This window comes from Paractinoplanes abujensis (genome assembly GCF_014204895.1).
Classification (GTDB): domain Bacteria; phylum Actinomycetota; class Actinomycetes; order Mycobacteriales; family Micromonosporaceae; genus Actinoplanes; species Actinoplanes abujensis.
The window spans coordinates 4,599,742-4,624,420 of record NZ_JACHMF010000001.1 but is presented as its reverse complement, the minus strand read 5'-3'; the positions used below and the strand labels follow the sequence as shown (position 1 = coordinate 4,624,420).

The window sequence follows — 24,679 nt, the reverse complement described above, 5'->3', positions numbered from 1 at the left end:
GGTGGGGCCTTCACCGGCCGGCCGCTTGCGTTCAGACAGTGGTGGGTGTGCGGACGGTGGCTCGCTGCGGCCAGAAGCAGCAGACGACGATCGCGAGGATCGGGAGCAGGGACAGGATGGCGAGCGGCTGAGCTCCGAGGAACACGAAACCACCCCAGTACACCGAGGGACCGTGGCCGTTGCGATGAGTGTTGGCCAGCAGGGAGCCGGTCGTGGTGGGGATGGTGCCCAGGCCGGCCGGGGCGAGCATCAGCAGCGTGGCCACGCAGAGCCGGGAGTACGCCCGCTGCCGGCCGGGCCCGTAGCGGCGCATGCGTTTCGAGCTGTGGAGCCCGAGCAGGGCGCCGAGCAGAGCGCCGGCCAGGCCGCCGAGGACGGTGTCGCGCCGGTGGCCGGGCGGCTCGGCCCACATCAGGTCGAGGTTCAGACCGGTCGGGTAGTGATCGCTGATCTGCACCGCGGCCAGATAGCCGGCGCGGGTGCCGGTCACCTCGGCGACCGCTTGCGGATCATCGCGTGGCCCGGTGGTTCGCACGTCCTGCCAGCCGTGGGCGCGCATCTGCCGGGTGACGGCGGCGGCGACCTGCTCCACGCCGGTTCGCGGGGGCATGCTGGCGGTCACACTGGTCCGGCCGGCCCGCACGCCGGTGCCGCCGTGCCAGCTGTTCTTGCTGTACGGGTTCCAGAACGTGTGCCGCCCGTACTGCTCGGCCCGGTCGTCGAAGGGGACCGGCAGGACCGTGGGCGCGAGGGCGATCGCCGTGGCCTGGTCCGGCGCCATCGGGTCCACCTCGCGCCAGGCCAGCCACGAGCCGAGCGCGATCCCGCTCAGCCCGCCCAGGACGGCCGCGAACGCCGCGACCACGAACGCCCGGCGCCCGAACTCGGCGACACGCCGGCCGAGGCCGTGCCGCACCAGCAGCGCGGCCTCGCGCGCGGCCGGCCGTGATCGGCCCGGATCGGCGGCGTCGAGCAGCGTCGCCAGGATCTCCGGGCCGCGCTCGCGCCGATACGCCCGGGGATAGGCCGTCAGCCACCGGCGATATCTGCGGGCCAGGCGCACGGTGCGGAGGTCGTCGGGCATGGTGATCCCTTCCGGGGCCGGATCAGGCCGGGCGGGGAGCGCCGGCGGGACGGGCTCCGCTCAACTGCCGGGTGACCATCCGCGCGTCGCGGCGCATCTGCTCGGCCTCGGCGGCCAGCGCGGCGATGCCCTGCCCGGTCAGCCGGTAGTAGCGGCGGAGCCTGCCGTCGACGGTCTCCTCACGGTCGACCTCGACGAGACCCTCGGCGGTGAGCCGGTCGAGCGCCGCGTACAACGTGCCGGCGGCGAGGCGCACCTGGTCCTCCGACAGCCGTGCCACTTCCTTGATCACCGCATAGCCGTGCAGCGGGGCCGGAGCGAGCGCCGACAGGATCAGAAAGCTCGGTCGCCGCATGCTCGCCATGGCCGCCAATATACAGTTGATCGGTATATCGGGGAAGCCAACAAGATCAGCAGCCGAGGTCCTCGCTCAGCCGCGCAGCGCCTCACGCATGAACCCGAGCATGTCTGCGCGGCGGCGCAACGGGTTGCGATACACCGGCGGACCGCCGACCCGGATGCGTAACGCCTCCTGAATGATGCGGTGCCACCGCTGGTCATACGTGGCCGTGGCGTAGGCGGCGGCTTCCGTCTTCGTGGTGATCCGCGCGGCGGCAAGTGTGTGCCGCAATCGGGCGACGCCGAGGACGCCCCAGGTGGTGCCCCATGCCGTCAAGCCGGCCGGGGACCGGGCCGCTCGGGTAGCCCAGGGCGCCCAGAACTCGTCGAGGTTGTGCCGGGTGGCCTGGGCCAACGCCTGCCAGTCGGTGTAGATGTCGAGTTGGCCCACCGCCGGGCCACGCACCGCCACGCCGGCTTGGGCCAGCACGTGCCACGTGACGAGGTTGCGCTCGAACGGCGACGCGGTCTTGACCCGCCACTCGTGGACCGCGATGCCGCCCGGCAGCGTCGCGGGGTCCGACCGCAGTTCATCGCGGCTGACGTAGAGACCGTCGAAGAACGGCTTGCGACCATGCCGCCGCAGCTGCTCGTGGATAGCGCGCACCCGGCCGGGGTCCGGCGTCGAGCTCGTGACGGCGACGAAGTCGATGTCACTGACACCAGCCCGGTAATCGCCCAACGCGATCGAGCCTTGCAGGTACAAACCCTCCACGAGGCCCGGCGCGTGCCGGTCCGCAATCTCCAGATAGGTCGCGCACGCTGAAACCACCGCCTGGCCCAAGGAATTGATCACCAACGGCAGTCTAGCCATCTGCATCAATGGGTTGGCCGCGCCGGCGTACGGCGCGGCGAAGCGCGATGGCGACTTCTGACGACGCGGTCGAGGTGCGGGCGCAGGGGTGGCGCCGCCTCGCGGCACTGCACGGCTTCATCGAGTCGGCCCTGGAGCGGGAGTTGCAGGCCGAGCATCAGCTGTCCGTGGTCGAATACACGGTGCTGGACGCGCTCAACCGCCAGGACGGCTGGCACATGCGCATGCAGCAGCTGGCCCGCGCGGCCGCGCTGTCGGGCAGCGCGACCACCCGCCTCGTGAACCGCCTGGAGGACGGGGCCTGCTCCGGCGCATCCTGTGCGCCGACGACCGGCGTGGCATCTACACCGAGCTGACCGAGGCCGGGCAGAGCCTGCTGGAGGAGTCCCGGCCCACCCACGATCGCGTGCTCGAGCGGCTGCTCGGCGAGGCCGAGGACGTGCCCGAACTGCAAGGCCTCGCGAAGCTCTTCCAAGCCGCGGTGGTCTAGCGGAAGCCGCGGCGGTAGGGCGCGGGGACGGGAGGCGTGGGGAAGCCGGCGGCCCGGGCCGCGTGGATGGGGAAGTTGGGGTCGCGCAGCATCTCGCGGCCGACCAGCACCACGTCGGCCTGCTCGGTGAGCAGGATGTGCTCGGCCTGCCGGGCCTCGGTGATGAGACCGACCGCGCCGGCCGGGAGCTTGCTGCCGGCGCGGATCGCCGTGGCGAACGGCACCTGATAGCCCGGGCCGGCCGGGATCGTGGCCGGGGCGTTGCCGCCCGTGGAGACGTCGACGAGGTCGACGCCGTGCTCGCCGAGCCACGAGGCCACCTGCACGGTCTCGTCGGACGTCACGCCGCCCTCGACCCGGTCGGTCGCCGACAGCCGCACCGCCAGCACGACTGACTCGCCCACCTCGTGCCGGATCGCGTCGACGATGTCGAGGAGCAGCCGGGCCCGGTTCTCCAGCGGGCCGCCGTAGCCGTCGGTGCGCTGGTTGCTCAGCGGCGACAGGAACTCGTGCACCGGATAACCATGGGCGCCGTGCACCTCGAGCAGCTCGAAGCCGGCGTCGACGGCACGCCGGGCGGCCGCGGCGAAGGCGCCGACGATCCCGTCGATGCCGGGCTGGTCGAGTTCGCGCGGGACCCGCAGGCCGGGGAACGCGACGGCGGACGGGGCGACGGTCTCCCAGCCGCCCTCGTCGAGCGGGATGCTGCCGTCGGTGCGGCCCGTGCCCCACTCGGGCCAGGCCCCGGCCTTGCGCCCGGCGTGGGCCAGCTGGGTGCCCGCGACCGCACCCTGGGCACGCATGAAGCGCACGATCGGGGCGAGCGCGTCGCGCTGCTCGTCGTTCCACAGCCCGAGGTCCTTCGGCGAGATCCGCCCCTCGGCACGACCCCGGTCGCCTCGGCGCGTGTGCAAACACACTACAAGGCGGTGGCCACGACCTCCTCGATCAGGTCGGCCGCCCGGCCGGCTCCACCCTCGGCGCGGACCTGCGCTTCGATCTCGGCGCAGCGGGTCCGTACGGCCGGGTCGGCGGTCAGGGTCAGCAGGTGCTCGCGCAGCTCGGCGGGGGTCACCGTGGCCAGGTCGATCGTGCGGGCGACGCCCAGGGTGCTCAGCTGCTCGGCGTTCTGGAACTGGTCGGCCGCCTGCGGCGCGGTGATCATGGGGACGCCGCAGGAGAGGCCCTCGCTGCAGCCGCCCATGCCCGCGTGGGTCAGGAAGGCGTCCGCCTGTTCCAGGATCGCCAGTTGCGGGACCCATGAGCGGACCTCGACCGAGGCGGGCACCGCACCCAGGTGGGCCGGGTCGACACGGTCGCCGATCTGCAGCACGGTGTGCCAGCCGGGCAGGGCGCCGAACGCCTCGACGCAGCGACGGTAGAAGTCCGGGTGGTTGGTGAAGGCCGAGCCCAGCGAGACGAGCAGCACCTTCCCGGCGGCGGTGGGCCGGGTCCACGTGCCCCGGGCGGAGCGGTCGCCGAGGACCGGCCCGACGAAGTCGAAGACGCCCGCGTCGACCCGGTCGGCGTTCGGTTGCAGGGCGCGGGGGATGAGCACCAGGCCGCGCGCGGGGCGGCCCTGGAACGCCAGGCTGTCCCGGGTGGACGAACCCTCGGCGGCCAGCCACCGGGCGAACCGCTCGTAGTAGGCGGCGCCGCGCGGGTCGGCCCGCATGCCGTCGAGCATCGGGGCCATCTCCTGCTCGTAGCCGTCCCAGGCGACGTACGTGGGGGAGAGCTGGACGGCGGGAAGGCCCCACCGCTCGCCCAGCAGTCGCGCCGGGGCGCCGGCGATGTCGTACAGGAACAGGTCGGGGCGGTCCTCCGCGTACAGGTCACGCAGTTGCGGCAGCATCGCGATCGCGTCGTCCAGGAAAAGCGTGAGCTGGTCGATCGCGTCGCCGTTCCAGTCGTCGTCGTTGGTCGGGAGTGTCGACCCGTACGGCTTGAGGTGCGCGCCGGTGGCCGCGACGTGCTCGGCGAAGCGGGGGTCGTTGGCGTACGTGACCCGGTGCCCGCGGGCGACGAGCGTACGGATGATCTCGGCGCTCGGGTTGACGTGTCCGTGGAACGGGATGCTGACCATCGCGATGTGAGCCATGGGCGAGACGCTACGTCTCGTCTCGTTGACGCGTCAAGACGATACGTCTCGTCTCGCATGAAGTAGTCTGAATGCGTGCCCGCCGCCGCCCGCCGCAACGAACAGTCCCGCCGCGCGATCCTCGACGCGGCGCTGGCCCTGCTGGCCGAGACCGACTACGCCAAGGTGACCATCGAGGCGATCGCCGCCCGGGCCGGCGTCGGCAAGCAGACGATCTATCGCTGGTGGCGGCGCAAGGGTGAGGTCGTGCTGGAGGCGCTGACCAGGCAGCAGACCCCGGTCGTGCTGCCCGACAGCGGGGACCTCGAAGCCGACCTGCGCGAGCTGGTCCGGGCCACAGTGGCCGAGTTCGCCGACCCCCGGCTGTCCGCCACCACCCGGGCCCTGACGGTCGAAATGCTCTCCGACGACGACTTGGCGGGCCAGGTGCGTGACCGATTGCTGCGGCCCCAGCTGGAGGCCGTCCGGGATCGGCTGGCGGCGGCGCGGGAGCGGGGGCAGATCCGTACGGGGGCCGACCTGGACGTGGCTGTCGAGCTGATCTTCGGGCCGATCTTCCACCGCTGGCAGCTGCGCACCGGGCCGCTCACCGAGGAATACGCGGACGCTCTGGTCGACCACGTGCTGGCGGCCGTGCGACCGTGACGTCATGCGACTTTCCATCTGGCCCGGAGCCGGGCAGAGCTACGCCGCCGTTCTGGAGCAGGCCCGCCACGCTGAGGAGACCGGCTGGGACGGCGTCTGGTTCGCCGACCACTTCATGCCCGATGTAGGCCCCGGCGAGGACGACACGTGGCCGGTGCTCGAGTGCGGCTCGGTCGTGGCCGCGCTGGCCGCGGCGGTGCCGCGCATCCGGGTCGGCACGCTCGTCTACGGCATCACCTACCGGCACCCGGCCGTGCTCGCGAACATGGCCGCCACCGTGGACCAGATCAGCGGCGGCCGGTTCGTGCTCGGTGTCGGCGCGGGCTGGCAGATCAACGAGCACGAGCAGTACGGGATCGAGCTGGGCTCGCTCAAGGAGCGGATCGACCGGTTCTCCGAGGCGCTGCAGATCCTCCACGGGCTGCTGCGGACGCCCCGCACCACGGTGCACGGCGACCACTATCGGGTGACCGACGCGGTCAACGAGCCCAAGCCCGTGCAGCAGCCGCTCCCGCTGATGATCGGGGCCAAGGGCGAGAAGCGGATGCTGCGCCTGGTCGCCGAGCACGCCGACGAATGGAACTGCTGGGGGCGGCCGGAGCTGATCGCGCACAAGTCGGCGGTGCTCGACGAGCACTGCGCGGCCGTCGGGCGCGACCCGAGGACGATCGCGCGGACCGCTCAGGCGTTGACCGTCGTCGACGGGCCGCTGCCCGCGAACAGGCCCAACGCCATCGGCGGCTCACCGGCCCAGCTGGCCGACGAGATCGCCGCGTACGCGGCGAACGGTCTCGATGAGCTGATCATCCCGGACGGTGGTCTGGGCGAGGGCGCCGATCGCCTCAAGGCGATGGACGCGATCAAGTCGATCGTCAGTGACCTGTGACGATCGACTCGGCCACGCGGCGCAGCTGGGCGTGATCCGGGTGGAAGCCGGCGGCGATGTCGGGGTGCAGGCCGGCCTTGGTGCCCGCGAACAACTGCTCGGTCACCTGCTCGACGCTCTCCCCGGCGTACGAGTGCCGGATCTTCTCGGTGGCGGCCTGCAGCGCTGAGGTCAGCTGCTCCTCCAGGGGTCCCCGAAGTTTCTGCTCCACCCCGGTGAGGGTGCGCGGATCCAGCGTGACCTGCGGCTCGGTCATGTGTTCCTCCGTTGTAGATCGCGGCGTGACGCCGATACCCATCGGCGTCACGCCGTCAAACGCGCGAACCGCCGCTCCGGGATCGGCCTGGCCTGCGCAGATCTGCACGATGCATTTCTGGTTTGTTTCTTCACCGTGTGGGGCAGACCAAGCACTGGCCGTCGAGTGATCGTGATCACTTGACGTTTTCCGGCCGGATGGAGGGTCAATGGCGATCAACGACCGACATCCGCAACGGCGCACCCTGCGCGCCCGGGCACTCGCGGCGGGGGCCGCGACAGTCCTGATGGCGCCGATGGCGGCCTGCGGATCCGACGACGGGGGAGTGCCCGTCCTCAACTTCTACAACTCACCCGTCGAGAACATGCAGAGCGTCGTCGACCGGTGCAACCAGGAGGCGGCGGGCAAGTACAAGATCTCCTACCAGGTGCTGCCGCGGCAGGCCGACGACCAGCGGGTGCAGATGGTCCGCAGGCTGGCCGCCAAGGACGACAGCATGGACATCCTCGGCATGGACGTGACCTGGACCCAGGAGTTCGCCAGCGCGGACTGGATCCGGGAGATCACCGGGGACCTCAAGCAGGAGGTGGAGAGCGAGACGCTGGAGCCCGCGGTCGCCTCCGCCCAGTACAACGACAAGCTGTACGCCGCGCCCAACAACACCAACGTGCAGCTGCTCTGGTACCGCAAGGACCTGGTGCCGACGCCGCCGAAGACCTGGGACGAAATGATCAAGATGTCCCAGCAGCTCAAAGGTGAGGGCAAGCCCTACCAGGTGATGACGATGGGGGCCCAGTACGAGGGCCTGGTCGTGCTCTACAACAGCCTGGTCGCCAGCGCCGGCGGCAACGTGGTCGACCAGGACGGCAAGAAGGCCGTCATGGACGAAGGCGCGGTCAAAGGGCTGGAGACCCTCAAGACGTTCGCGACCGCGGGCGTGACCAGCCCGTCGTTCTCCAACGCGGTCGAGGACGACGTCCGCCGCGCGTTCCAGGGCGGGGGCGGCGCGTTCCAGCTCAACTGGCCGTTCGTGTGGGCCTCGATGGTGCAGGAGGCGCCCGGCCTGGCCAAGAACGTGGGCTGGGCCCGCTACCCGGCGATCGACGCCAACACGCCCAGCAAAACCACCATCGGCGGCTCCGAGCAGGCCGTCAGCGCGTACAGCAAACACCCGGACCTGGCCTTCGAGGCGATCCGCTGCCTGCGCGGCCCGGAGAGCCAGCTGTATCTCGCGGTGAACTCGGGCCAGGCGCCGTCGATCGAGGCGGTCTACAACGACCCGTCGATGAACGAGGCCTACCCGATGAAGGACGTGCTGCTGGAGGAGCTCAAGACGTCGGCGCCGCGGCCGCGGACCCCGGCCTACCAGAACCTTTCGACGGTGGTGTCGGCCGAGCTGTCGCCGCCCGCGTCGATCCAGCCGCAGCAGACGGCGGACTCGCTGCGCAAGTCGATCCAGGACGCCATCGACTCCAAGGGGGTGCTGCCGTGAGCGTCGCCTCGCGTGAAAAGGCCGCTTCTTCGGCCGCCGCTCCGGCGCCCCGCACCGGGCTGAGCGAGGGCAAGAAGCAGGAGCGCAAGCTGGGCTGGCTGCTCTGCGCGCCCGCGGCCATCGTCATGGTCGCGGTGACGGCGTACCCGATCATCTACTCGATCTGGCTGTCGTTGCAGCGCTACGACCTCAAGTTCCCGGACGACCGCGAGTTCGTCGGGCTGGCCAACTACGCCACGGTGCTGTCCAACAACTACTGGTGGACGGCGTTCGGCGTCACCATGCTGATCACCGTCATCTCGGTGTCGGTCGAACTCGTGCTGGGCATGGGGCTCGCGCTGATCATGCACCGGACGATCATCGGGCGCGGACTGGTGCGGACCAGCGCGCTCATCCCGTACGGGATCGTGACCGTGGTCGCCGCGTTCAGCTGGCGCTACGCGTGGACGCCGGGCACGGGTTACCTGGCCAACCTCTTCTCGCCGGAGGGGGCGCCTCTCACCGAACGGGCCAGCGCCCTCGCGATCATCATCTTCGCCGAGATCTGGAAGACCACGCCGTTCATGGCCCTGCTGCTGATGGCCGGGCTGGCGCTGGTGCCGGACGACCTGCTCAAGGCGGCCTCGATGGACGGGGCCTCCTGGTGGCAGCGGTTCACCAAGGTGATGCTGCCCGTGATGAAGCCGGCCATCCTGGTCGCGCTGCTGTTCCGCACGCTCGACGCGTTCCGGATCTTCGACAACATCTACGTGCTCTCGGCCGGGGCGAACGAGACGTCGTCGGTCTCGATGATCGCCTACAACAACCTGATGAGGGGCCTGAACCTGGGCATCGGCTCCACCATGTCGGTGCTCATCTTCCTCACCGTCGCGATCATCGCCTTCGTCTTCGTGAAGCTGTTCGGCACGGCGGCCCCCGGTAGCAGCGACGTCGACGGGAGGCGCTGATGGCCGCCGAAACCACCTCCGCGAAGGTCAAGTGGGGTCTGCTGGACGCGATCGTCGTCGTGTTCGCGCTGATCCCGGTGCTGTGGATCGTCTCGCTGTCGTTCAAGACGACCGCGACGCTCACCGACGGCAACTTCATCCCGCGCGAATGGACGTGGGACAACTACAAGCTGATCTTCCAGACGGACCAGTTCGTCCGGGCTCTGATCAACTCGATCGGCATCGCGCTGATCTCCACCGTGATCGCCGTCGTGCTGGGCACCATGGCCGCGTACGCGATCAGCCGGCTCGACTTCCCCGGCAAGAAGGCGCTCGTCGGCGTCTCCCTGCTGATCGCGATGTTCCCGCAGGTGTCGCTGGTGTCCCCGCTGTTCAACATCGAACGCAACCTGGGCCTGTTCGACACCTGGCCCGGCCTGATCCTGCCCTACATCACTTTTGCCCTGCCGCTGGCCATCTACACCCTGTCCGCGTTCTTCAAGCAGATCCCGTGGGACCTGGAGAAAGCGGCCAAGATGGACGGTGCCACCCAGGGTGAGGCGTTCCGCAAAGTGATCGCGCCGCTGGCCGCGCCGGGCGTCTTCACCACGGCGATCCTGGTCTTCATCTTCTGCTGGAACGACTTCCTGTTCGCCATCTCCCTGACGTCGACCGAGCAGTCCCGCACGGTCCCGGTGGCGTTGTCGTTCTTCACCGGCGCCTCGCAGTTCGAGGACCCCACCGGGGCGATCTCCGCGGCCGCCGTGACGATCACCATCCCGATCATCCTGTTCGTGCTGTTCTTCCAGCGGCGCATCGTCGCCGGTCTCACCTCCGGCGCCGTGAAGGGTTAGGTAACGATGGCTGACATTGTTCTCGACAAGGTGACCAAGAAATACCCGGACGGTACGACGGCCGTGCACGAGGTCGACCTGGAGATCGCCGACGGCGAGTTCATAATCCTGGTCGGGCCGTCGGGCTGCGGGAAGTCCACGACGCTCAACATGATCGCGGGCCTCGAGGACATCTCGTCGGGGGAACTGCGGATCGGCGGCGAGCGGGTCAACGACAAGGCCCCGAAAGACCGGGACATCGCGATGGTGTTCCAGTCGTACGCGCTGTATCCGAACATGACCGTGGGGGAGAACATGGCCTTCCCCCTCAAACTGGCCAAGATGCCAAAAGACGAGATCGACAAGAAGGTGGCCGAGGCTGCTCGCGTTCTCGAACTGACCGAGTACCTGAACCGCAAGCCGGCCAACCTGTCCGGCGGGCAGCGGCAGCGGGTGGCCATGGGCCGGGCGATCGTCCGTTCCCCCAAGGCGTTCCTCATGGACGAGCCGCTGTCCAACCTGGACGCCAAGCTGCGGGTGCAGATGCGCACCCAGGTGTCACGCCTGCAGAAGCAGCTCAACACCACGACCGTGTACGTCACCCACGACCAGACCGAGGCGATGACCCTGGGCGACCGGGTCGTGGTGATGCGCGGCGGCTACATCCAGCAGGTCGGCGACCCGCAGACCCTGTACGACAACCCGGTGAACCTGTTCGTGGCCGGGTTCATCGGCTCACCGTCGATGAATTTCCTCGCGGCCACGGTCGAGGAGTCGAAGCTGCGGACGGCGCTGGGCGACCTGCCGCTCAGCGACCAGGTACGCAGGGCGCTGGGCGGGGCCTCCCGGGAGCTCATCCTGGGGATCCGGCCCGAGCACTTCGAGGACGCCGGGCTGATCGAGGAGCACCAGCGGGCCAAGGGCTTCGAGTTCACGGCGCCGGTCGACCTGGTCGAGTCGATGGGCTCGGACAAGTACGTCTACCTGACGGTCGAGGGTGAGCACGCGGTCGCCGCCGACCTGGAGGACCTGGCCGCCGACGCGGGCGGGGCCGACCTGCCGCCCCAGGACAACCTGGTCACGCGCCTCTCGGCCGAATCCCGGGTGCGCGACGGCTCCGACGCCCGCATCTGGATGAACCTCGACAAGATCCACCTGTTCGACCCCAAGGACGGCCGCAACATCACCCTCACCGAGGGCAAGACCGCCGACGTCTCCTGACACACCCGTCCCCTGACGCCTTCCGACGAGCGCCCGGCCATCGTGCCGGGCGCTCGCTGTGCCTGTCCACGCCGCTCGCCCGCTCGTCTTTGCGCGCCCGCATCCTGTCCGCGCCGCGCCCGCCCGCTCACCCGCTGGCCCGCTGTCCTGCGCCCCGCCCGCGTGCTGTCCGCGCCGAGCCCGCCCGCTTGGGCCGCCCGCGCTTTCTCCGCGCCCCGCCGTCAGACCAGGCCCGCCTCGTGAATCAGCACGGCGGCCTGCGCGCGGTTGTTGATGAACAGCTTGGCCAGCACCCGCGACACGTGGCCTTTCACGGTCGACACGCCCATGTGCAGCTCCGCCCCGATCTCCGCATTGGACAGACCGCGGCCCAGACCGATCGCCACCTGCCGCTCGCGGCCGGTCAGCGAGTCCAGCTGCTTGATCGCCTCGGAGCGCCGGGACCCTCCGGCCGTATGGGCGATCAACTCGACGAGCGGCCGCAGCATCCGCCGCGAGATCGTCATCTCACCCTCGGCCGCCGACCGCACCGCGGCGATGATCTCGTCGGGCGGCGTGTCCTTGAGCAGGAACCCGCAGGCCCCGTTGCGGATCGACTCCACCACCAGCTCGTCGATGTCGAAGGTCGTCAACATGACCACCTCCGGCGCCTTGGTCAGCTTACGGATGCGCCGCGTCGCCTCCACCCCGTCCATCCGCGGCATCCGGATGTCCATCAGCACCACGTCGGGCCAGTGCGCCTGCACCGCGGTGACCGCCTCGTCGCCGTCGCCCGCCTCACCCACGACAACGACGCCGTGGTTCCCGCCGAACATCATGCGCAACCCGGTCAGCACCATCGGATCGTCGTCGACGGTCAGAAGCCGCACCAGCCGCAGGCCTGTCTCATCCGCCGCGGGTGTTTGCGCATCGTCGACTATTGCTCGTGGCAAGGCAGCCATGCCTCCAGACGGAAACGGTCGCCGTCGGCGCCGTACTCCACTCGACCCCCGGCGAGCGCCACCCGCTCGCCGACCCCCGTCAGGCCCGTGCCCGACCCGGGAACCCTGTCACCGACGGGCTTGTGCGGCAGCGCGTTGGTGACCAAGATGCGCAGATCGTGGCCGCCCCCACCGTCGAGCCGAACCTCGACGTCGCCGTCGGGTGCGTGCTTGCGGGCGTTGGTCAGGCCCTCCTGCACGACGCGATAGGCCGTGCGCTCCAGTTCCACGGAGGGTACCGAGCCCGGCGTCAGAGACACAAAGTCGATCCTCATGCCCGAGGAGCGCGCCTCGGTCAGCAGATCGGGCAGGTCGGAGAAGCGCGGCTGCGGCGGCTCGACCCGCACGCGACCGCCGCCGTTGAGGGCGTCCCGCTCGAGACCTTCGGCCAGCATGACGATCACGTCGTGCTTGCTCGGACTCGTCGCGTGCGCGTTCGGGCCTGCCACGCGAGCGTCACCCCCGCCGGCGTCGCCACTCGGCTGGCGCAAGACGCCGATCACCGAGCGCAGCTCTTCGAGGGCCAGGTGGGAGCTGACGCGGATCGCGCGGGCGGCCGTGGCGATCTCGTCGGGGCGGGCGTCGGTGCGGACCTCGAGCGCCCCTGCGTGCAGGCTCACCATCGACATGCGGTGGGCCAGCACGTCGTGCATCTCGCGGGCGATGCGGGTGCGTTCGGTGAGCCGAGCCCGGTCCATCCGCATCTCGGCCTGAGCCTGCGCATTCGCCGCCTCAGCCCGCAGGGAGGAGGTCAGGTGCCGATAGGCCTTGAGGAACAGGCCCCACCCGACCGCGGCCAGCCCTGTGACCGCCCGCAGCACCAGATCGACCCAGAGATCGAACGGCGGGTCGGACTGCAGCGCGTAATAGACAACGCCGGTGCCGACGTGGACCGAGGCCAGGGCCAGCACCAGCCGCGCCCGGTGCCGGATTGCGACCGTGAACAGCGCAACCAGGGTCGGCCCGGTCGCCATCACTGAGACGACCCCGAACGGCAGCAGGGCCAAGCACAGGGCGAGCGGCCGGCGCCGCCGCACGACCAGGGCCAGCGCGCAGGCGACGCCGATCACCACATCGGCCGGCCACGGGATCGCCGCGTGGGGCGAGGTGGCGTCTCCGAGCGGCACCATGAGCGCGCCGTAGGCCAGGGCGGACAGCACGGCGATGACGTCGGCCGTGCGGTCGCGCAGCCTCGCCTGCCGGCTGCCCGGCGGACCGGGCACCAGCAACGCGAACAGGAGCGACGACATGTGCGAAGCCTACGAGCCTCGGCGCCGGTTGAGGACCTACCAAAGTACTGGGTCGACCCCGTACCGATGACGGCTGTGCATCCGGGCGCCGGGCGCGATCCTCACCGGCATGACATTTCTCCCGGCGCTTCTCTGGGCCCTGCCCGCAGCCGTGTGGGGCGCGGTTGCGGGGTGGTGGACCCCGCGCGGCCCGCTTACCATCACCCAGGCGCTCTGCTCGGTCGCGGTCAGCGCGGCGATCGGGTGGGCCGCCGGTCGGCTGGGCCGTTCTCGTCTCATGTGGCTGGTCGTCCCGGTCGCCTTCCTGCTCACGCTCGAGTTGGCCCGCGCGGGTGTGCCCGGCCCGTCCGCCGGGCCGCCGCACGGCACCCCGTTCGGTGTGGTCGCCCTGCTCGCGGGCCGTGGCGTGCACCTAGTGCTGACCCTGCTGCCGCTCCTGTTGGGTCTCGGCGCAGGCCGCGGGGTCAGCCGACGTGTGCTCTATGCGCTGCCCACCGCTGGGCTGCTGCTCTTCACCGCAGCGGTCGCCGTCCCCGCCCGCACGGCCGGGATCCCGGGCGGCGTGGCCGAATTGGCCCGGGTGGGCGGGCTCGGCGTCATGATCCGTGGGGCCCGCACCGGCGCGCCGGTGCTGCTCTTCGTGCCCGGGGCGCCCGGCGGCTCCGAGCTGGGCAACGTGCGCACCCACCTGGCCGCCGTGGAGCAGCGCTTCGTGATGGCCACGCTCGACCGTCGCGGCGGCGGCTCCTCCTACCCGGCGCTCGACCCGGCCTCCGACGTCACCCTCGACCGCATGGTCGCCGACATCATCGCGGTCACCGACTATCTGCGCGAGCGCTTCGGACAGGACAAGATCTTCCTGTACGGACATTCCGGCGGCTCGCTGCTGTCGGTGCTCGCGGTGCGGCGGCATCCGGAGAAGTTCCGGGCCTACATCGGCTCCGGCCAAGCGGTGCACCTGCCCGCCAGCGACCGGATCTTCTACGACGACATCCTGGTCTGGGCCCGCGCCGAGGGCCGCGACGAGGTCGTCCGGCAGTTGACCGCGCAGGGCCCGCCGCCGTATCGCGACGTCTGGTCGTACGAGCCGATCATGCTGTACGAGAACGAGGCCTACGCCCAGCGGGCGCCGCAGTTCGGGCTCGGAGTGCGCGAGTTCACGCTGCTGCAGAAGATCCACGTGCTGAACGCGATGCTCGACACCTGGGACGTGATCTATCCCCGCATGCAGGGGGTCGATCTGCGCCGCGACGTGCCGAGCCTGTCGGTGCCGGTCTGGTTCGTCATGGGCGCCGACGAGATGCGCGGGCTGCAGGTGCTCTTCGACGAGTGGTACGGCGCGCTGCGGGCACCCGCCAAACATCTGGTCGTGGTGCCCGGCGCGGGCCACGCGGTGCAGTTCGAGCAGCCGGAGCGTTTCGTCGCGGTGCTGGACGATGTGCTCGCCGGGTGAATGGGGCCGGTGGCCCAAGCGGAGGCTCTCGATCCCCTTGAACCACCGGCAGTATTCTTCGCTACCCGTTCGTGGCCGGGCTAATCACTCCGGAGAGGACTTCTGGCAGAAGTTCCGCCAGCACGGCCAGCCCGTCCCTGCTCAGCACCGACTCCGGGTGGAACTGCACACCGGCGAATCCGGGACCGCGCAGGGCGTGCACGGCCGAGTCCGCCGGGTCCCGGGCGATCTCCACCCGGCCGTACGGGGTGTCCAGGTCCGCGGCCGGCGCGAGCGCGGCGAAGCTGGAGTAGAAGCCGACCCGGCGCGGCGTGCCGAAGAGGTCGACCTCACGCGCCAGGCCCTGATAGGGCGAGTCCCGCCGGTGCAGCCGCAGCCCGAGCAGCGACGCCAGGATCTGATGGCCGAGGCAGACGGCGAGCAGCGGCTTGCGGGCGACGAGCCGGGCCGTGACGAGCGCACGCATCGCCGCCATCTTCGGGTCGGCCGGGTCACCGGGATCGCCCGGCCCCGGCCCGGCGATGAGCAGATCGGCGTCGAGCGCGCCGGCCTCGCGCCGACCGGTCGGGTCCAGTGCATCGGGCTCGCGACGGCCGGTCGGGTTCAGTGCATCGGGCTCGCGGTGGCCCGTCGGGTTCAGTGCATCGGGTTCGCGGCGGCCCGTCGGGTCCAGTGCATCGGGTTCGCCATCGCCGGTCGGGCCCGCCGCGGCCGCGGCGGCCCACGGGACCAGCGTCACGGTCAGGCCCAGGGCCTTGAGCTGATGGGCCAGCATCGCGGTGAAGGTGTCCTCGCCGTCGACGATCACGGCCGTACGGCCGGCCAGCGCGGGCACGGTGAGCGCGCCCGGTGCCCGCGAGTCGAGCCAGAAGCGGGCCAGGTCGTCGTTGCGGGCGGCCAGCGCGGCCCGCACCTCGGGCGACTCGGCCTCGGCGCGGGCGGGCGACGGCCGCGACGGCACGGCGCCCAGCGCGGCGAGCACGCCGGCAGCCTTCGTGTGCGTCTCGGCGACCTCGCCGGCCGCGGTCGAGTGCCGCACGAGCGTGGCCCCGACCGGCACACGCAGGGCGCCCTCGGGCGAGATCTCGGCCGTGCGGATCAGGATGGGTGCGTCAAGCGTCTGGCGGCCCTGGTCGTCGTGGTCGAGCAGGGCCAGCACCCCGGCGTAGTAGCCGCGGCCGCGACCCTCGTGGCGGGCGATGACCCGGCACGCGTTCTCGATCGGGCTGCCGGTCACGGTGGGCGCGAACATGGTCTCGCGCAGCACGTCCCGCACATCCAGCGAGCCGCGCCCGGCCAGCAGATACTCCGTGTGCGTGAGGTGGGTCATCTGTTTCAGGCAGGGCCCGGCGACCTGGCCGCCCTGCTCGGCGACGGTGGCCATCATCTTCAGCTCCTCGTCGAGCACCATGTAGAGCTCCTCGATCTCCTTGGGGTCGCGCAGGAAGTCGAGCAGCCGGCCCGAGCCGTTGCGGAAGGTGCCGCTGATCGGGTTCATCATCGTGATGCCGTCGGCCACGCTGACGTGCCGTTCGGGGGTGGCGCCGACCAGCGTGCGGGTGCCGGTGTGCACGAGGAAAGTCCAATAGGTGCCCTGTTCCGACGCGAGCAACCGGCCGAAGGCGGCGCGGGCGGCGGCGACCGGGTCCCCGTCGACGGTCGCCGTGAAGACCCGATGGATCACGAAGTTGGCGCCCTCGCCGTGCCCGATCTCGTCGCGCAGCACGTCCTCGACGATCGTGCCGTATTCGTCGTCGGTGAGGTCGAAGCCGCCACCGCTGACGCTGAGCGGCCCGGGCGGGAAGGCGGCGAGCGGTTCGGTGTGCGACGAGCGTACGACGAGGCATTCGAGCGGCGCGCCGTCGTCGACGCAGTCGAAGCCGCGCTCGGTGATCTGCCGGTAGGGGATCACGGCCAGCGTGGGCCGGCCGCGATGCAGGGGGATGTCGTCCAGTGCAGGCACGGTGATCATGTCACCGGTCAGCACCTCGACGTGGTCGGCGCCGTCACGGTGCAGCAGGGCGAAGGGTCGCATGGTGGTCCTCTTCCGGGTCTCGGCGGGCGCCGGCCGAGGACGGACCATGCAGAACGGCCGCCTCGGGGAGGCGGCCGCGTGGTGAGTTACGCGCGGGGAAAGTGGCCGCCGGTCAGGCGGGCCACCAGTTCAGTCGCGCGTTCAGCATGCGGCTGAGACTACGGGCCGGCGGGAGCGGAGCGCCAGGCCCGTCCCAGAAAATCCCCCGCACGAGCCCGGCCGCCCGCGCGCACCGAGCGCCGCCGGAGCGGCGAGCCGGAGGCGCGGGCGGCGCCGGGACGGCAAGCCGGGAACCTGCGCGGGGCAGTGACGGCGAGCCGGAGGCGCGGGCGGGGCCGGGCACCGGGCGGCGGGCGTTATACGGCGAAGGCCGAGCGGACCGCGGTCCGGGCCCAGCGCATGCGGCCGATGGCGCAGTCGGGGTGCTCGCCGAACTCCTGGGCCACCAGTTCGGCGCAGCGGGCCTCGCCGAGGCGGTCGACCGTGGCTGTCACGGCCTGGCGGATCAGTTCGGGTGTCGGTAGCTGGGAGCGTTGGACGTGCGAGACGAAGAGGGCTTCGGATCGGATGTCCTCGAGGACGGGGCTCATCGGAACCTCCTGCTGGGCGGAGCAAGTCGGGTCTGCAACCAGAACACCCGAGCGGGGATGCAGGCCCGCTGCGCCCTCGTTGCGCCTCGGTTGCAGAGCACCGCTCGATTTACTGGGCCACGTCGGCATTCCCGGAGCGGCCTCACAACTCGGACTAACCGGATATGGTCCCGATAAGTAGCGAAAGCGCCGCAGCCAACCTGAGGGAGATTGCCGTGACGGTGGTCTTGGTCGCCGACGACGATGCGGACATCCGCGATCTGGTGGCGTTCAAGCTCGAGCAGGCGGGCTTCGAAGTGATCGCCGTGGAGGACGGGCAGACCGCGATCGAGCAGGCCCGCAGCCGGCAGCCCACCCTGGCCGTGCTGGACGTGTCGATGCCGGGGCTGTCCGGGATCGACGTGTGCCGCATGCTCCGGGCCGACCAGGCCACGGCCGGCATCCTGATCATCATGTTGACCGCCCGCGTGCAGGAGCAGGACGTCGAGGGCGGGTTCAGTGCCGGTGCCGACGACTACGTGACCAAACCCTTCAGCCCGCGCGAACTGGTGTCACGCATCCAGGCCCTGCTGAGCCGGGCCCGGGCGTGAGGCCCGGACGGGCGGGCCCGCGCCGGGACGATGCGACGTGACGGCTCCGTCGGGAGGCTGCTGAGCCGGGCCTTCGCGGTTCTGGTGGCGCTCATCCTCGGGTCCGGGCTGGCCGAGCTGGCCGCCGTGCTGGTGCAGCACCGGGCCGTGCAGCAGCTGACCGGCGAGGTGCAACCGGCGCAGCTGGCCAACGCCGGGCTGCGCGCGGTGCTCACCGACGCCCAGCGCGGTCTGCGTGGCTACCTGCTCACCGGCGACGAGCAGATGCTCGACACCTACTACGTCGCGCGCAGCGATTACACGGTGGCCGGGGATGATCTGCGCCGGCTCAGCGCGGGGAAGCACTCCGACGCCGCCGTGGCCGCCGACCAGATCGGCAAGGCCGACCTGTGGTGGGCCGTCGCCGAGCGGCAGCGGCTCGAACCGCCCCGCAGCCAGGCCGCCATCGACCTCGCCGAGCAGGGCAAACCCCTGTTCCAGGACTTCATCGCAGCCAACGACGAGCTCCGGTTCACGCTGGCCGCGCGGGCCGACCGGCTGCGTGACCGGGCCAACGCGCTGCAGGGCGCCGCGATCGCGGTCGTCTCGGTGCTGACCGCCGCGGCCGCGGTCGCCGCCCTGGTCACCGCCGTGCGGACGAGCCGCCGCATCACCCGGCCCCTCGGTGCGGTCGTGGAGACCCTTGAGGCCGTACGGGAGGGGAAGCTCGACGCCCGTGCGGACGCCACTGCGGGGCCCGCCGAGATCCGGGCCGTGGCCGAGGCCGTGAACGCGGCGGCCGAGCAGAGCGAGCACATCCGCCGGCACGAGGGGCAGGTCAGCGCACGCCTGCAGGCGCTCGACACGGTCAAGACCGACTTCATGTCGACCGTCTCGCACGAGTTGCGTACGCCGCTGACCAGCATTTCCGGCTACCTGGAGCTGATGCGCGACAGCGAGCCGGGTGAACTGAGCGACGCGCAGCGCAAAATGCTCGAGGTCATCTCGCGCAACACCAAGCGGCTGCGCGACCTGATCGAGGACATCCTGACGCTGTCGAAGATCGAGTCGGGCAGCTACGGCAGCGACCGCACCCCGCTCGACCTGGCCAAGGTCATCGACAAGGCCCTGGTCGGGGTGGGTCCGGTCGCGGCCAGGAACGCGGTCGCCCTGCACCTGGACGTCCGCGGCCCGCTGCCGGTGCACGGCGACGGCGCCCAGCTCGACCGGGTGCTCGACAACGTGCTCGCCAACGCCGTCAAGTTCACTCCGGCCGGCGGCACGGTCACGGTGCGCGCCGAGAGCCGGGACGGCCACGCGGTGCTGGCGGTGGCCGACACCGGGATGGGCATCCCCGCCGACGAGCAGCAGGCCCTGTTCGTGCGCTTCTTCCGCGCCACCAACGCCATCAAGCAGGCCGTCCCGGGCACGGGGCTGGGCCTGGCCATCGTGCGCACGATCATCGACAACCACGACGGCTCGATCACCGTGGACTCCACCGAGAACGTCGGCACCACGGTCACCATCACGCTCCCGTCCCAACCCGCCTGATCCCGTGCGGCGAAGCGCCTCGCCGGTCGGGCGCCGTGCTCCCCACAAAACGGATATATTTCTCGTATTGCGCCAGTGTCGGAGAGGTCGCCGGCCGGGGAGGTTGGCTTTGTTCGAGCTGTTCAGCGTCACCATGCTGGTCCTGCTGGCCGTGGTGGCGGGGACCGCGGCCGGCATCGTGGTCGTCCGGGTCGGGCGCCGCATCCGGCACCGCAAACTGGCCGCCCTGGCCGCCGGGCCCCGGCGGGCACTGCTCGCCTTCGTGGCCGACAACGGCGAGGAGGGCGCCGAGGATCTGATCGCCATCCCCGACGACGCCTGGCGGGCCGCGCTGCCCGCCGCGCTGGGGTTGCTGAGCAAGCTGCGCGGCGACGCGCATGCGGCGCTCGTGTCGGTGTTCCTGCACCGCGGCGCGGCCCGGGCCGCGCTGGCCGACCTGCATGCGCGCAGCGGTGTCCGGCGGGCCCGGGCGGCGCAACTGCTGGGCGACCTCGAGCTGCGCGAGGCCGTACCCGAGCTGTGCGACCTGCTGACCGATCGTGACCACGAGGTGCGGGTGGTGGCCGTACGGGCTCTGGGCCGCATCGGCGAGGCCAAAGCGGCGTGGCGCCTGATCGCCAGCCTCGATCAGCACGACCCGGTGCCGTCGCTGCTGGCCACGCACGCGCTGGTGCAGATGGGGCGCGAGGCCGAGGTGGTGCTGTCGGCGGCGCTGGACCATCCGCAGGCGCGGGTCCGGGCGGTCTGCCTCGACGCGCTGGGCCTGATCGGGGCGACCGGCGCGGTCACCCGCATGGCCCGGGTCCTGTCCGGCGACGACGTGCTCGATGTCCGGGTCGCGGCCGCGGCCAACCTGGGCCGGCTCGGCGCCCGCGGGGCCCTGCAACCCTTGATCGACTCGCTCGACCCGCCCGCCCCCGACCCGCTGCGAGCCGCCGCCGCCCGCGCGCTGGGTGACCTCGGCGCCCCGGCCGCCGTCCCCGCCCTGGCCGCCCACCTCGACGACGCCGAGTTCCCGATCGCCCACGAGGCCGCCCAGAGCCTGCGCCGGCTGGGCCCGCCGGGGCACGCCGAGCTGCGCGACCGCGACAACGACCACTGCCGGGAGGCGCTGGCCCTGACCCGGCCCGAACTGGTGAGTGCGTCCTGATGCGCGACTCCGTGCTGGCCGTGCTGCGCGGCGCCGACTACGCCGTGTTCGGTTATTTCATCGCGCTCAACAGCAGCTACCTGATCATGATCGTGCTGGCCTCGGTCGAGTTCGCCAAGCACCTGCGCCGGGCCGCGTTCACCGGCTCCGACGACATGTTCCGCAGCCCGCTCACCCTGCCCGTCACCGTGATCGTCCCCGCTTACAACGAGGGTGCCGGCATCGTCCCGGCCGTGCAGGCGATGACCGCGCTGCGCTACCCCCGCTACGAGATCGTCGTGGTCGACGACGGCTCCTCCGACGACACGTTCGACAAGCTGCGCGAGCACTTCGACCTGGTCGAGGTGCCCCGGGTCGTTCCTTCCGAGGTCCCGTACGAGTCGCAGGTGCTCTCGGTGCACGTCCCGCGGGGCGACACCGGGTCGCTGACCGTGGTCCGCAAGACCAACGGCGGCAAGTCGGACGCCCTCAACGTCGGGATCAACCTGGCCCGGCACCCGCTCGTCTGCATGGTCGACGCGGACTCGGTGCTCGACCCGGACGCGCTGCTGTCGGTGGCCAAACCGTTCGCCGACGACCCGCTGCGGGTGGCCGCTTGCGGCGGCGTGGTGCGGATCGCCAACGGCTGCAAGGTGGTCGCGGGGCGTGTCGTCGACGTCCGGATGCCCCGTACGTGGCTCGTGCGCATTCAGATCGTCGAGTACCTGCGGGCGTTCCTGATGAGCCGTACGGGATGGTCCCGGATCGGTGGCCTGGTCGTGATCAGCGGCGCGTTCGGTGTGTTCCGGCGCGACCTGCTGGTGGCGATCGGCGGGATGGCCACCGACACGATCGGCGAGGACGCGGAACTGGTCGTCCGCCTGCACCACTACCTGCGCGACCGCGGCGAGGACTACCGCGTCATCTTCGTGGCCGAGCCGGTCAGCTGGAGCGAGGCGCCGTCGCACTGGAAGGTCCTCGGGTCGCAGCGCCGCCGCTGGCATCGCGGGATCGCCGAGATCCTGACCAAGCACCGGCACATGGTCTTCAACCCGCGCTACGGCCGGATCGGGCTGGTCGCGCTGCCGTACTACCTGATCTTCGAGCTGCTGGCGCCGTTCGTCGAGCTCGCCGCGCTGGTGCTGCTGCCCCTCGGACTCTGGGCGGACGCGATCGACGTCGGCTTCGCCTGGCGCTTCGCGCTGGTCGCGTACGGCTACGGGTTGCTCGTCAGCCTGGTCGCGCTCTTCATCGAGGAGGTGTCGTTCCACCGCTATCCGCGCTGGAGCGACATGCTGCGCGGGGTGGTCGCGGCGGTGCTGGAGAACTTCGGCTACCGCCAGGTGCTGGCGATCTGGCAGGTCTGGGGCGCGATCGCCGCGTGGCACGGCCGGCCCGCGGTGTGGGGAACGATGACCCGTACGGGTTTCGACTCCCACGAGGACGTCGTGGTCGCCCCGCCCACCGAGACGGTCGGCACCCCCAAGTGACGCGGCGCGGGATCAGCCCGGGCGGACCAGGCCGGTCCCGTAGGCGTACACCACCGCGTGCACGCGGTCGCGCAGGGCAAGGACATGCCGGTGGCCGGCAGACGCAGCACCTCCAGCTCGCGTGGGGTCAGCGCCTCGGTCACGGCCGGACCCCCGGACCCGGTCCGTACGAGGGCCTGGTCGTCACAGGCCAGCACCTTGAGCGTCATCGTGCGGCCACGGGGATGCGGGCGGTGACGGCGGTGATCTGGCGTCCCTCGCTCAGCGGCGGCGTCCCGCCCTCCTCGACGAGTTCGACCGGCTGACCCGCGGCTCGGATCCGACTCACGAGTGCTCTTATCTCCGACATCCCTGGCTGTCGATCACGCGGGGAAGTGCGGGCAGGAGCGATGGGGATGGGCTGAGCGGCGGCCGGCTGGGAAGCGGCGGTGGGGTCGCCGGGGGTGGCGAAAGGCAAGGGCGGGTTGTCGGAGGGCCCGCCGGTGATCGGGGTTGCGGGCGGCGAACGCGGCGACCGGCGCCAGCCGGACATCCAGCGCCAGGAACACGACGAACAACAGGAGAAAGCGGATCGACATGGGAAAACGCTATTGACGTACGCCGCTGGGGACGTCACCTCGCGGTGGGCGATCGGGGGTAGCGCGGACGGGGCACACGCCCGAAATCGATCACCCAATGTATCGATGGCGATGCCCTGCGTACGAGGGTTTGAGTCTTCGCGCCGGAGGCGGCACTATGCTTCGGTGCGGCGATCCCGGAACCTCATCATTGCTGTGGCGGCAGCCGTGATCCTCGGCGGCGGAGGCCTCATCGCGCTCGGTATGGGCGGCGACGGCGAGAGCGGTGGCGTGACCTCCGCGCTCACGGGCGGCAAGGGCAACAAGCCGGCCGGTCCGAGCCCCGAGGAGCTGGCCCGGATCGAGCGGGCGAAACGGGCCAAACAGCTCGACGCGGCCCTCAAGGCGGTCGCGGCCGAGACCCCCGACTTCGCGGTCGCCGTGATCGACAGGAAGACCGGCCAGGCGTACCAGTATCAGGGCACGACGAAGTTCGACACCGCGAGCATCGTCAAGGCCCAGATCCTCGCCTGCGAGCTGCTGCAGGCGCAGGACAAGGACCGTGAGCCCACCGACGGCGAGATGGCCCTGGCCACCCCGATGATCCAGCTCAGCGACAACAACGCGACGACCGAGCTGTTCGAGCATCTGGGCGGCAAGGCCGCGATCACGAAGTGCAACAAGCGCCTGGGCCTGACCCAGACGACGGTCAACCGGGCCTGGGGCCTGACCAAGACCACCGCCACCGATCAGGTCAAGCTGCTCTCGCGCCTGGTCGACCCGCGCGGCCCGCTCGACGCGGACTCCCGCCAGACGGCGTTCTCGCTGATGAACACGGTCGCCGACGACCAGGACTGGGGTGTGCCCTCGGTGGCCAAGCCGGGCGAGACGACCACGGTCAAGAACGGCTGGGACACCCGCTCGGCCGACGGCGGTCTGTGGGCGGTCAACACGATCGGCCGGGTCACCGCGCCCGACGGCAAGGTCGACGTCTCGGTGGCGGTGCTGTCGCACAACAACCAGTCGATGGACAGCGGCATCGCGCTCGTCGAGAAGGTCGCACAGCTGACGCGGCAACACTTGAAGTACTGAAGACGGCACACCGAGTTTGATAGATAGGGGTGGATAGGTTTACCCCTAGGGCCGGAGTCTGGGTGCAACCACCTAGGAGGCTCCGATGACCCGTCGCATCCTCGTCGTCCTGCTGTTCGCCGTCGCCGCCCTGTTCCCGGCCGGCGCCGCCTACGCGGCCGACTCCAAGGAAACCGTCCTCTCACGCTGGACCCAGCCGACCGCGGCCAGCACCGCCGCCTGGAACGACGCCCGGGCCAACCGGGCGCCGTGGGCCTCGTACGGCTTCGACTGGTCGACCGACTACTGCTCGTCGAGCCCCGACAACCCGCTGGGCTTCAATTTCGACACGTCGTGCTGGCACCACGACTTCGGGTACCGCAACTACAAGGCGATCGGTCAGTTCCCGGCGAACAAGGCCCGGATCGACGACACCTTCTACGCCGACCTCAAGCGCGTCTGCGCCACCTACAGCACCGTCGTGCGCCCGGCCTGCAACAGCCTCGCCTGGACGTACTACCAGGCCGTGAAGCTGTTCGGCTCGCTGGCCGCGGTCAAGCAGTCGGACATCGACCGGGCGGCCACGCTCATCGAGAAGTAGCGCGCAATTCAGCGTGATGTCACCGGCCGTTGGCGGCGCGCCGACGGCCGGAACGGCATCCTGCAACGATGTTCGGATTCCTGGTGGGCGGGCTCGCGGCCACCCTCGCCGCCGCATGGGGCGTCCTGGTCGCCGTCCTCGACCAGCAGCCCGTGCCGAGCCGGCGCATGCAGCACATGTGCACGGGCCTGCTCGTCGCGCTGGGCGCCGTCGTGGCCGTGGGGGGCGTCACCGCCGCGGCCACCTGACCGCGGGG

Annotated in this window: 27 protein-coding genes; 15 read left to right on the top strand and 12 right to left on the bottom strand. The window is 70.9% G+C overall.

Annotated elements, in window-relative coordinates:
- Nucleotides 1-31: 31 nt before the first annotated feature.
- From BKA14_RS20805 to BKA14_RS20795, 3 genes are all read right to left on the bottom strand, one after another.
- Complete coding sequence (locus BKA14_RS20805; protein WP_184952581.1) at nucleotides 32-1,084, bottom strand: hypothetical protein; 1,053 nt, start codon at nucleotides 1,082-1,084, stop codon at nucleotides 32-34.
- A 22-nt stretch (nucleotides 1,085-1,106) separates the two neighbouring features.
- The gene (locus BKA14_RS20800; RefSeq protein ID WP_239092963.1) at nucleotides 1,107-1,448 is read right to left on the bottom strand and encodes a PadR family transcriptional regulator; all 342 of its coding nucleotides are present in this window, start codon (nucleotides 1,446-1,448) and stop codon (nucleotides 1,107-1,109) included.
- Nucleotides 1,449-1,514: 66 nt separating this feature from the next.
- Nucleotides 1,515-2,282 (bottom strand): nucleotidyltransferase domain-containing protein, encoded by a 768-nt coding sequence (locus BKA14_RS20795; RefSeq protein WP_184952580.1) that lies wholly within the window; start codon nucleotides 2,280-2,282, stop codon nucleotides 1,515-1,517.
- Between the two features lie 62 nt (nucleotides 2,283-2,344).
- On the opposite strand from BKA14_RS20795, the gene BKA14_RS20790 reads away from it, so the two are divergent.
- Nucleotides 2,345-2,653, top strand: coding sequence for a MarR family winged helix-turn-helix transcriptional regulator (locus BKA14_RS20790; protein WP_221477284.1), 309 nt, complete (start codon nucleotides 2,345-2,347; stop codon nucleotides 2,651-2,653).
- 130 nt (nucleotides 2,654-2,783) lie between these two features.
- Here the strand turns inward: BKA14_RS20790 and BKA14_RS20785 are convergent, their stop codons facing one another.
- Together BKA14_RS20785 and BKA14_RS20780 are read right to left on the bottom strand one after the other, a co-directional pair.
- Complete coding sequence (locus BKA14_RS20785) at nucleotides 2,784-3,701, bottom strand: oxidoreductase (protein ID WP_203722379.1); 918 nt, start codon at nucleotides 3,699-3,701, stop codon at nucleotides 2,784-2,786.
- 5 nt (nucleotides 3,702-3,706) lie between these two features.
- Entirely contained in the window at nucleotides 3,707-4,888 is a 1,182-nt protein-coding gene (locus tag BKA14_RS20780) for a macrolide family glycosyltransferase (RefSeq protein WP_184952579.1), read from the bottom strand.
- Between the two features lie 75 nt (nucleotides 4,889-4,963).
- Between BKA14_RS20780 and BKA14_RS20775 the strand changes: the two genes are divergently transcribed.
- Both BKA14_RS20775 and BKA14_RS20770 read left to right on the top strand, forming a co-directional pair.
- A complete protein-coding gene (locus BKA14_RS20775) occupies nucleotides 4,964-5,533 on the top strand; it encodes a TetR/AcrR family transcriptional regulator (protein WP_184952578.1) in 570 nt (189 codons plus the stop codon).
- 4 nt (nucleotides 5,534-5,537) lie between these two features.
- Nucleotides 5,538-6,419 (top strand): TIGR03560 family F420-dependent LLM class oxidoreductase, encoded by an 882-nt coding sequence (locus BKA14_RS20770; protein WP_184952577.1) that lies wholly within the window; start codon nucleotides 5,538-5,540, stop codon nucleotides 6,417-6,419.
- Here the strand turns inward: BKA14_RS20770 and BKA14_RS20765 are convergent.
- A complete protein-coding gene (locus BKA14_RS20765; RefSeq protein WP_184952576.1) occupies nucleotides 6,406-6,675 on the bottom strand; it encodes a hypothetical protein in 270 nt (89 codons plus the stop codon). The two genes, BKA14_RS20770 and BKA14_RS20765, sit on opposite strands and share 14 nt — an antisense overlap.
- Nucleotides 6,676-6,883: 208 nt before the next feature.
- Here BKA14_RS20765 and BKA14_RS20760 point away from each other — a divergent pair, with 208 nt between their 5' ends.
- Genes BKA14_RS20760 through BKA14_RS20745 form a run of 4 tightly spaced genes read left to right on the top strand, consistent with a single transcriptional unit; the run spans nucleotide 6,884 to nucleotide 11,147 of the window.
- Nucleotides 6,884-8,167: an ABC transporter substrate-binding protein gene (locus BKA14_RS20760; RefSeq protein WP_184952575.1), complete on the top strand. Its 1,284-nt coding sequence runs from the start codon at nucleotides 6,884-6,886 to the stop codon at nucleotides 8,165-8,167.
- Complete coding sequence (locus BKA14_RS20755) at nucleotides 8,164-9,114, top strand: carbohydrate ABC transporter permease (protein ID WP_438861893.1); 951 nt, start codon at nucleotides 8,164-8,166, stop codon at nucleotides 9,112-9,114. Before BKA14_RS20760 ends, BKA14_RS20755 begins: the two co-directional genes overlap by 4 nt.
- Nucleotides 9,114-9,947, top strand: a complete 834-nt coding sequence (locus BKA14_RS20750; protein WP_184952574.1) for a carbohydrate ABC transporter permease — start codon at nucleotides 9,114-9,116, stop codon at nucleotides 9,945-9,947. Before BKA14_RS20755 ends, BKA14_RS20750 begins: the two co-directional genes overlap by 1 nt.
- 6 nt (nucleotides 9,948-9,953) lie before the next feature.
- Nucleotides 9,954-11,147: an ABC transporter ATP-binding protein gene (locus BKA14_RS20745; protein ID WP_184952573.1), complete on the top strand. Its 1,194-nt coding sequence runs from the start codon at nucleotides 9,954-9,956 to the stop codon at nucleotides 11,145-11,147.
- A gap of 221 nt (nucleotides 11,148-11,368) precedes the next feature.
- Here BKA14_RS20745 and BKA14_RS20740 read toward each other — a convergent pair whose 3' ends face one another.
- Together BKA14_RS20740 and BKA14_RS20735 are read right to left on the bottom strand one after the other, a co-directional pair.
- Entirely contained in the window at nucleotides 11,369-12,025 is a 657-nt protein-coding gene (locus BKA14_RS20740; RefSeq protein WP_498370437.1) for a response regulator, read from the bottom strand.
- 38 nt (nucleotides 12,026-12,063) lie between these two features.
- On the bottom strand, nucleotides 12,064-13,377 hold the full coding sequence (locus BKA14_RS20735; protein ID WP_239092967.1) for a sensor histidine kinase: 1,314 nt from the start codon (nucleotides 13,375-13,377) through the stop codon (nucleotides 12,064-12,066).
- Between the two features lie 109 nt (nucleotides 13,378-13,486).
- Between BKA14_RS20735 and BKA14_RS20730 the strand changes: the two genes are divergently transcribed.
- The gene (locus tag BKA14_RS20730) at nucleotides 13,487-14,830 is read left to right on the top strand and encodes an alpha/beta fold hydrolase (protein ID WP_184952571.1); all 1,344 of its coding nucleotides are present in this window, start codon (nucleotides 13,487-13,489) and stop codon (nucleotides 14,828-14,830) included.
- Nucleotides 14,831-14,891: 61 nt separating this feature from the next.
- Here the strand turns inward: BKA14_RS20730 and BKA14_RS20725 are convergent, their stop codons facing one another.
- Nucleotides 14,892-16,913 (bottom strand): chorismate-binding protein, encoded by a 2,022-nt coding sequence (locus BKA14_RS20725; RefSeq protein ID WP_308441593.1) that lies wholly within the window; start codon nucleotides 16,911-16,913, stop codon nucleotides 14,892-14,894.
- Between the two features lie 308 nt (nucleotides 16,914-17,221).
- Nucleotides 17,222-17,455: a hypothetical protein gene (locus BKA14_RS20720; RefSeq protein ID WP_184952569.1), complete on the bottom strand. Its 234-nt coding sequence runs from the start codon at nucleotides 17,453-17,455 to the stop codon at nucleotides 17,222-17,224.
- A 215-nt stretch (nucleotides 17,456-17,670) separates the two neighbouring features.
- Between BKA14_RS20720 and BKA14_RS20715 the strand changes: the two genes are divergently transcribed.
- From BKA14_RS20715 to BKA14_RS20700, 4 genes are all read left to right on the top strand, one after another.
- Nucleotides 17,671-18,045: a response regulator transcription factor gene (locus BKA14_RS20715; protein WP_184952568.1), complete on the top strand. Its 375-nt coding sequence runs from the start codon at nucleotides 17,671-17,673 to the stop codon at nucleotides 18,043-18,045.
- Between the two features lie 30 nt (nucleotides 18,046-18,075).
- Complete coding sequence (locus BKA14_RS20710) at nucleotides 18,076-19,575, top strand: sensor histidine kinase (RefSeq protein ID WP_184952567.1); 1,500 nt, start codon at nucleotides 18,076-18,078, stop codon at nucleotides 19,573-19,575.
- A gap of 109 nt (nucleotides 19,576-19,684) precedes the next feature.
- Complete coding sequence (locus BKA14_RS20705; RefSeq protein WP_184952566.1) at nucleotides 19,685-20,725, top strand: HEAT repeat domain-containing protein; 1,041 nt, start codon at nucleotides 19,685-19,687, stop codon at nucleotides 20,723-20,725.
- Entirely contained in the window at nucleotides 20,725-22,194 is a 1,470-nt protein-coding gene (locus BKA14_RS20700; protein ID WP_184952565.1) for a glycosyltransferase family 2 protein, read from the top strand. Before BKA14_RS20705 ends, BKA14_RS20700 begins: the two co-directional genes overlap by 1 nt.
- Nucleotides 22,195-22,399: 205 nt before the next feature.
- Here the strand turns inward: BKA14_RS20700 and BKA14_RS44245 are convergent, their stop codons facing one another.
- Together BKA14_RS44245 and BKA14_RS20695 are read right to left on the bottom strand one after the other, a co-directional pair.
- A complete protein-coding gene (locus tag BKA14_RS44245) occupies nucleotides 22,400-22,522 on the bottom strand; it encodes a hypothetical protein (protein ID WP_260416559.1) in 123 nt (40 codons plus the stop codon).
- Nucleotides 22,523-22,556: 34 nt separating this feature from the next.
- Entirely contained in the window at nucleotides 22,557-22,772 is a 216-nt protein-coding gene (locus tag BKA14_RS20695) for a hypothetical protein (protein WP_184952564.1), read from the bottom strand.
- 165 nt (nucleotides 22,773-22,937) lie between these two features.
- Between BKA14_RS20695 and BKA14_RS20690 the strand changes: the two genes are divergently transcribed.
- The 3 genes from BKA14_RS20690 (at nucleotide 22,938) to BKA14_RS20680 (ending at nucleotide 24,671) form a co-directional block, all read left to right on the top strand.
- The gene (locus tag BKA14_RS20690; RefSeq protein WP_239092970.1) at nucleotides 22,938-23,843 is read left to right on the top strand and encodes a serine hydrolase; all 906 of its coding nucleotides are present in this window, start codon (nucleotides 22,938-22,940) and stop codon (nucleotides 23,841-23,843) included.
- 85 nt (nucleotides 23,844-23,928) lie between these two features.
- The gene (locus BKA14_RS20685) at nucleotides 23,929-24,423 is read left to right on the top strand and encodes a phospholipase (RefSeq protein ID WP_184952563.1); all 495 of its coding nucleotides are present in this window, start codon (nucleotides 23,929-23,931) and stop codon (nucleotides 24,421-24,423) included.
- Nucleotides 24,424-24,491: 68 nt separating this feature from the next.
- A complete protein-coding gene (locus tag BKA14_RS20680) occupies nucleotides 24,492-24,671 on the top strand; it encodes a hypothetical protein (protein ID WP_184952562.1) in 180 nt (59 codons plus the stop codon).
- Nucleotides 24,672-24,679 lie beyond the last annotated feature (8 nt).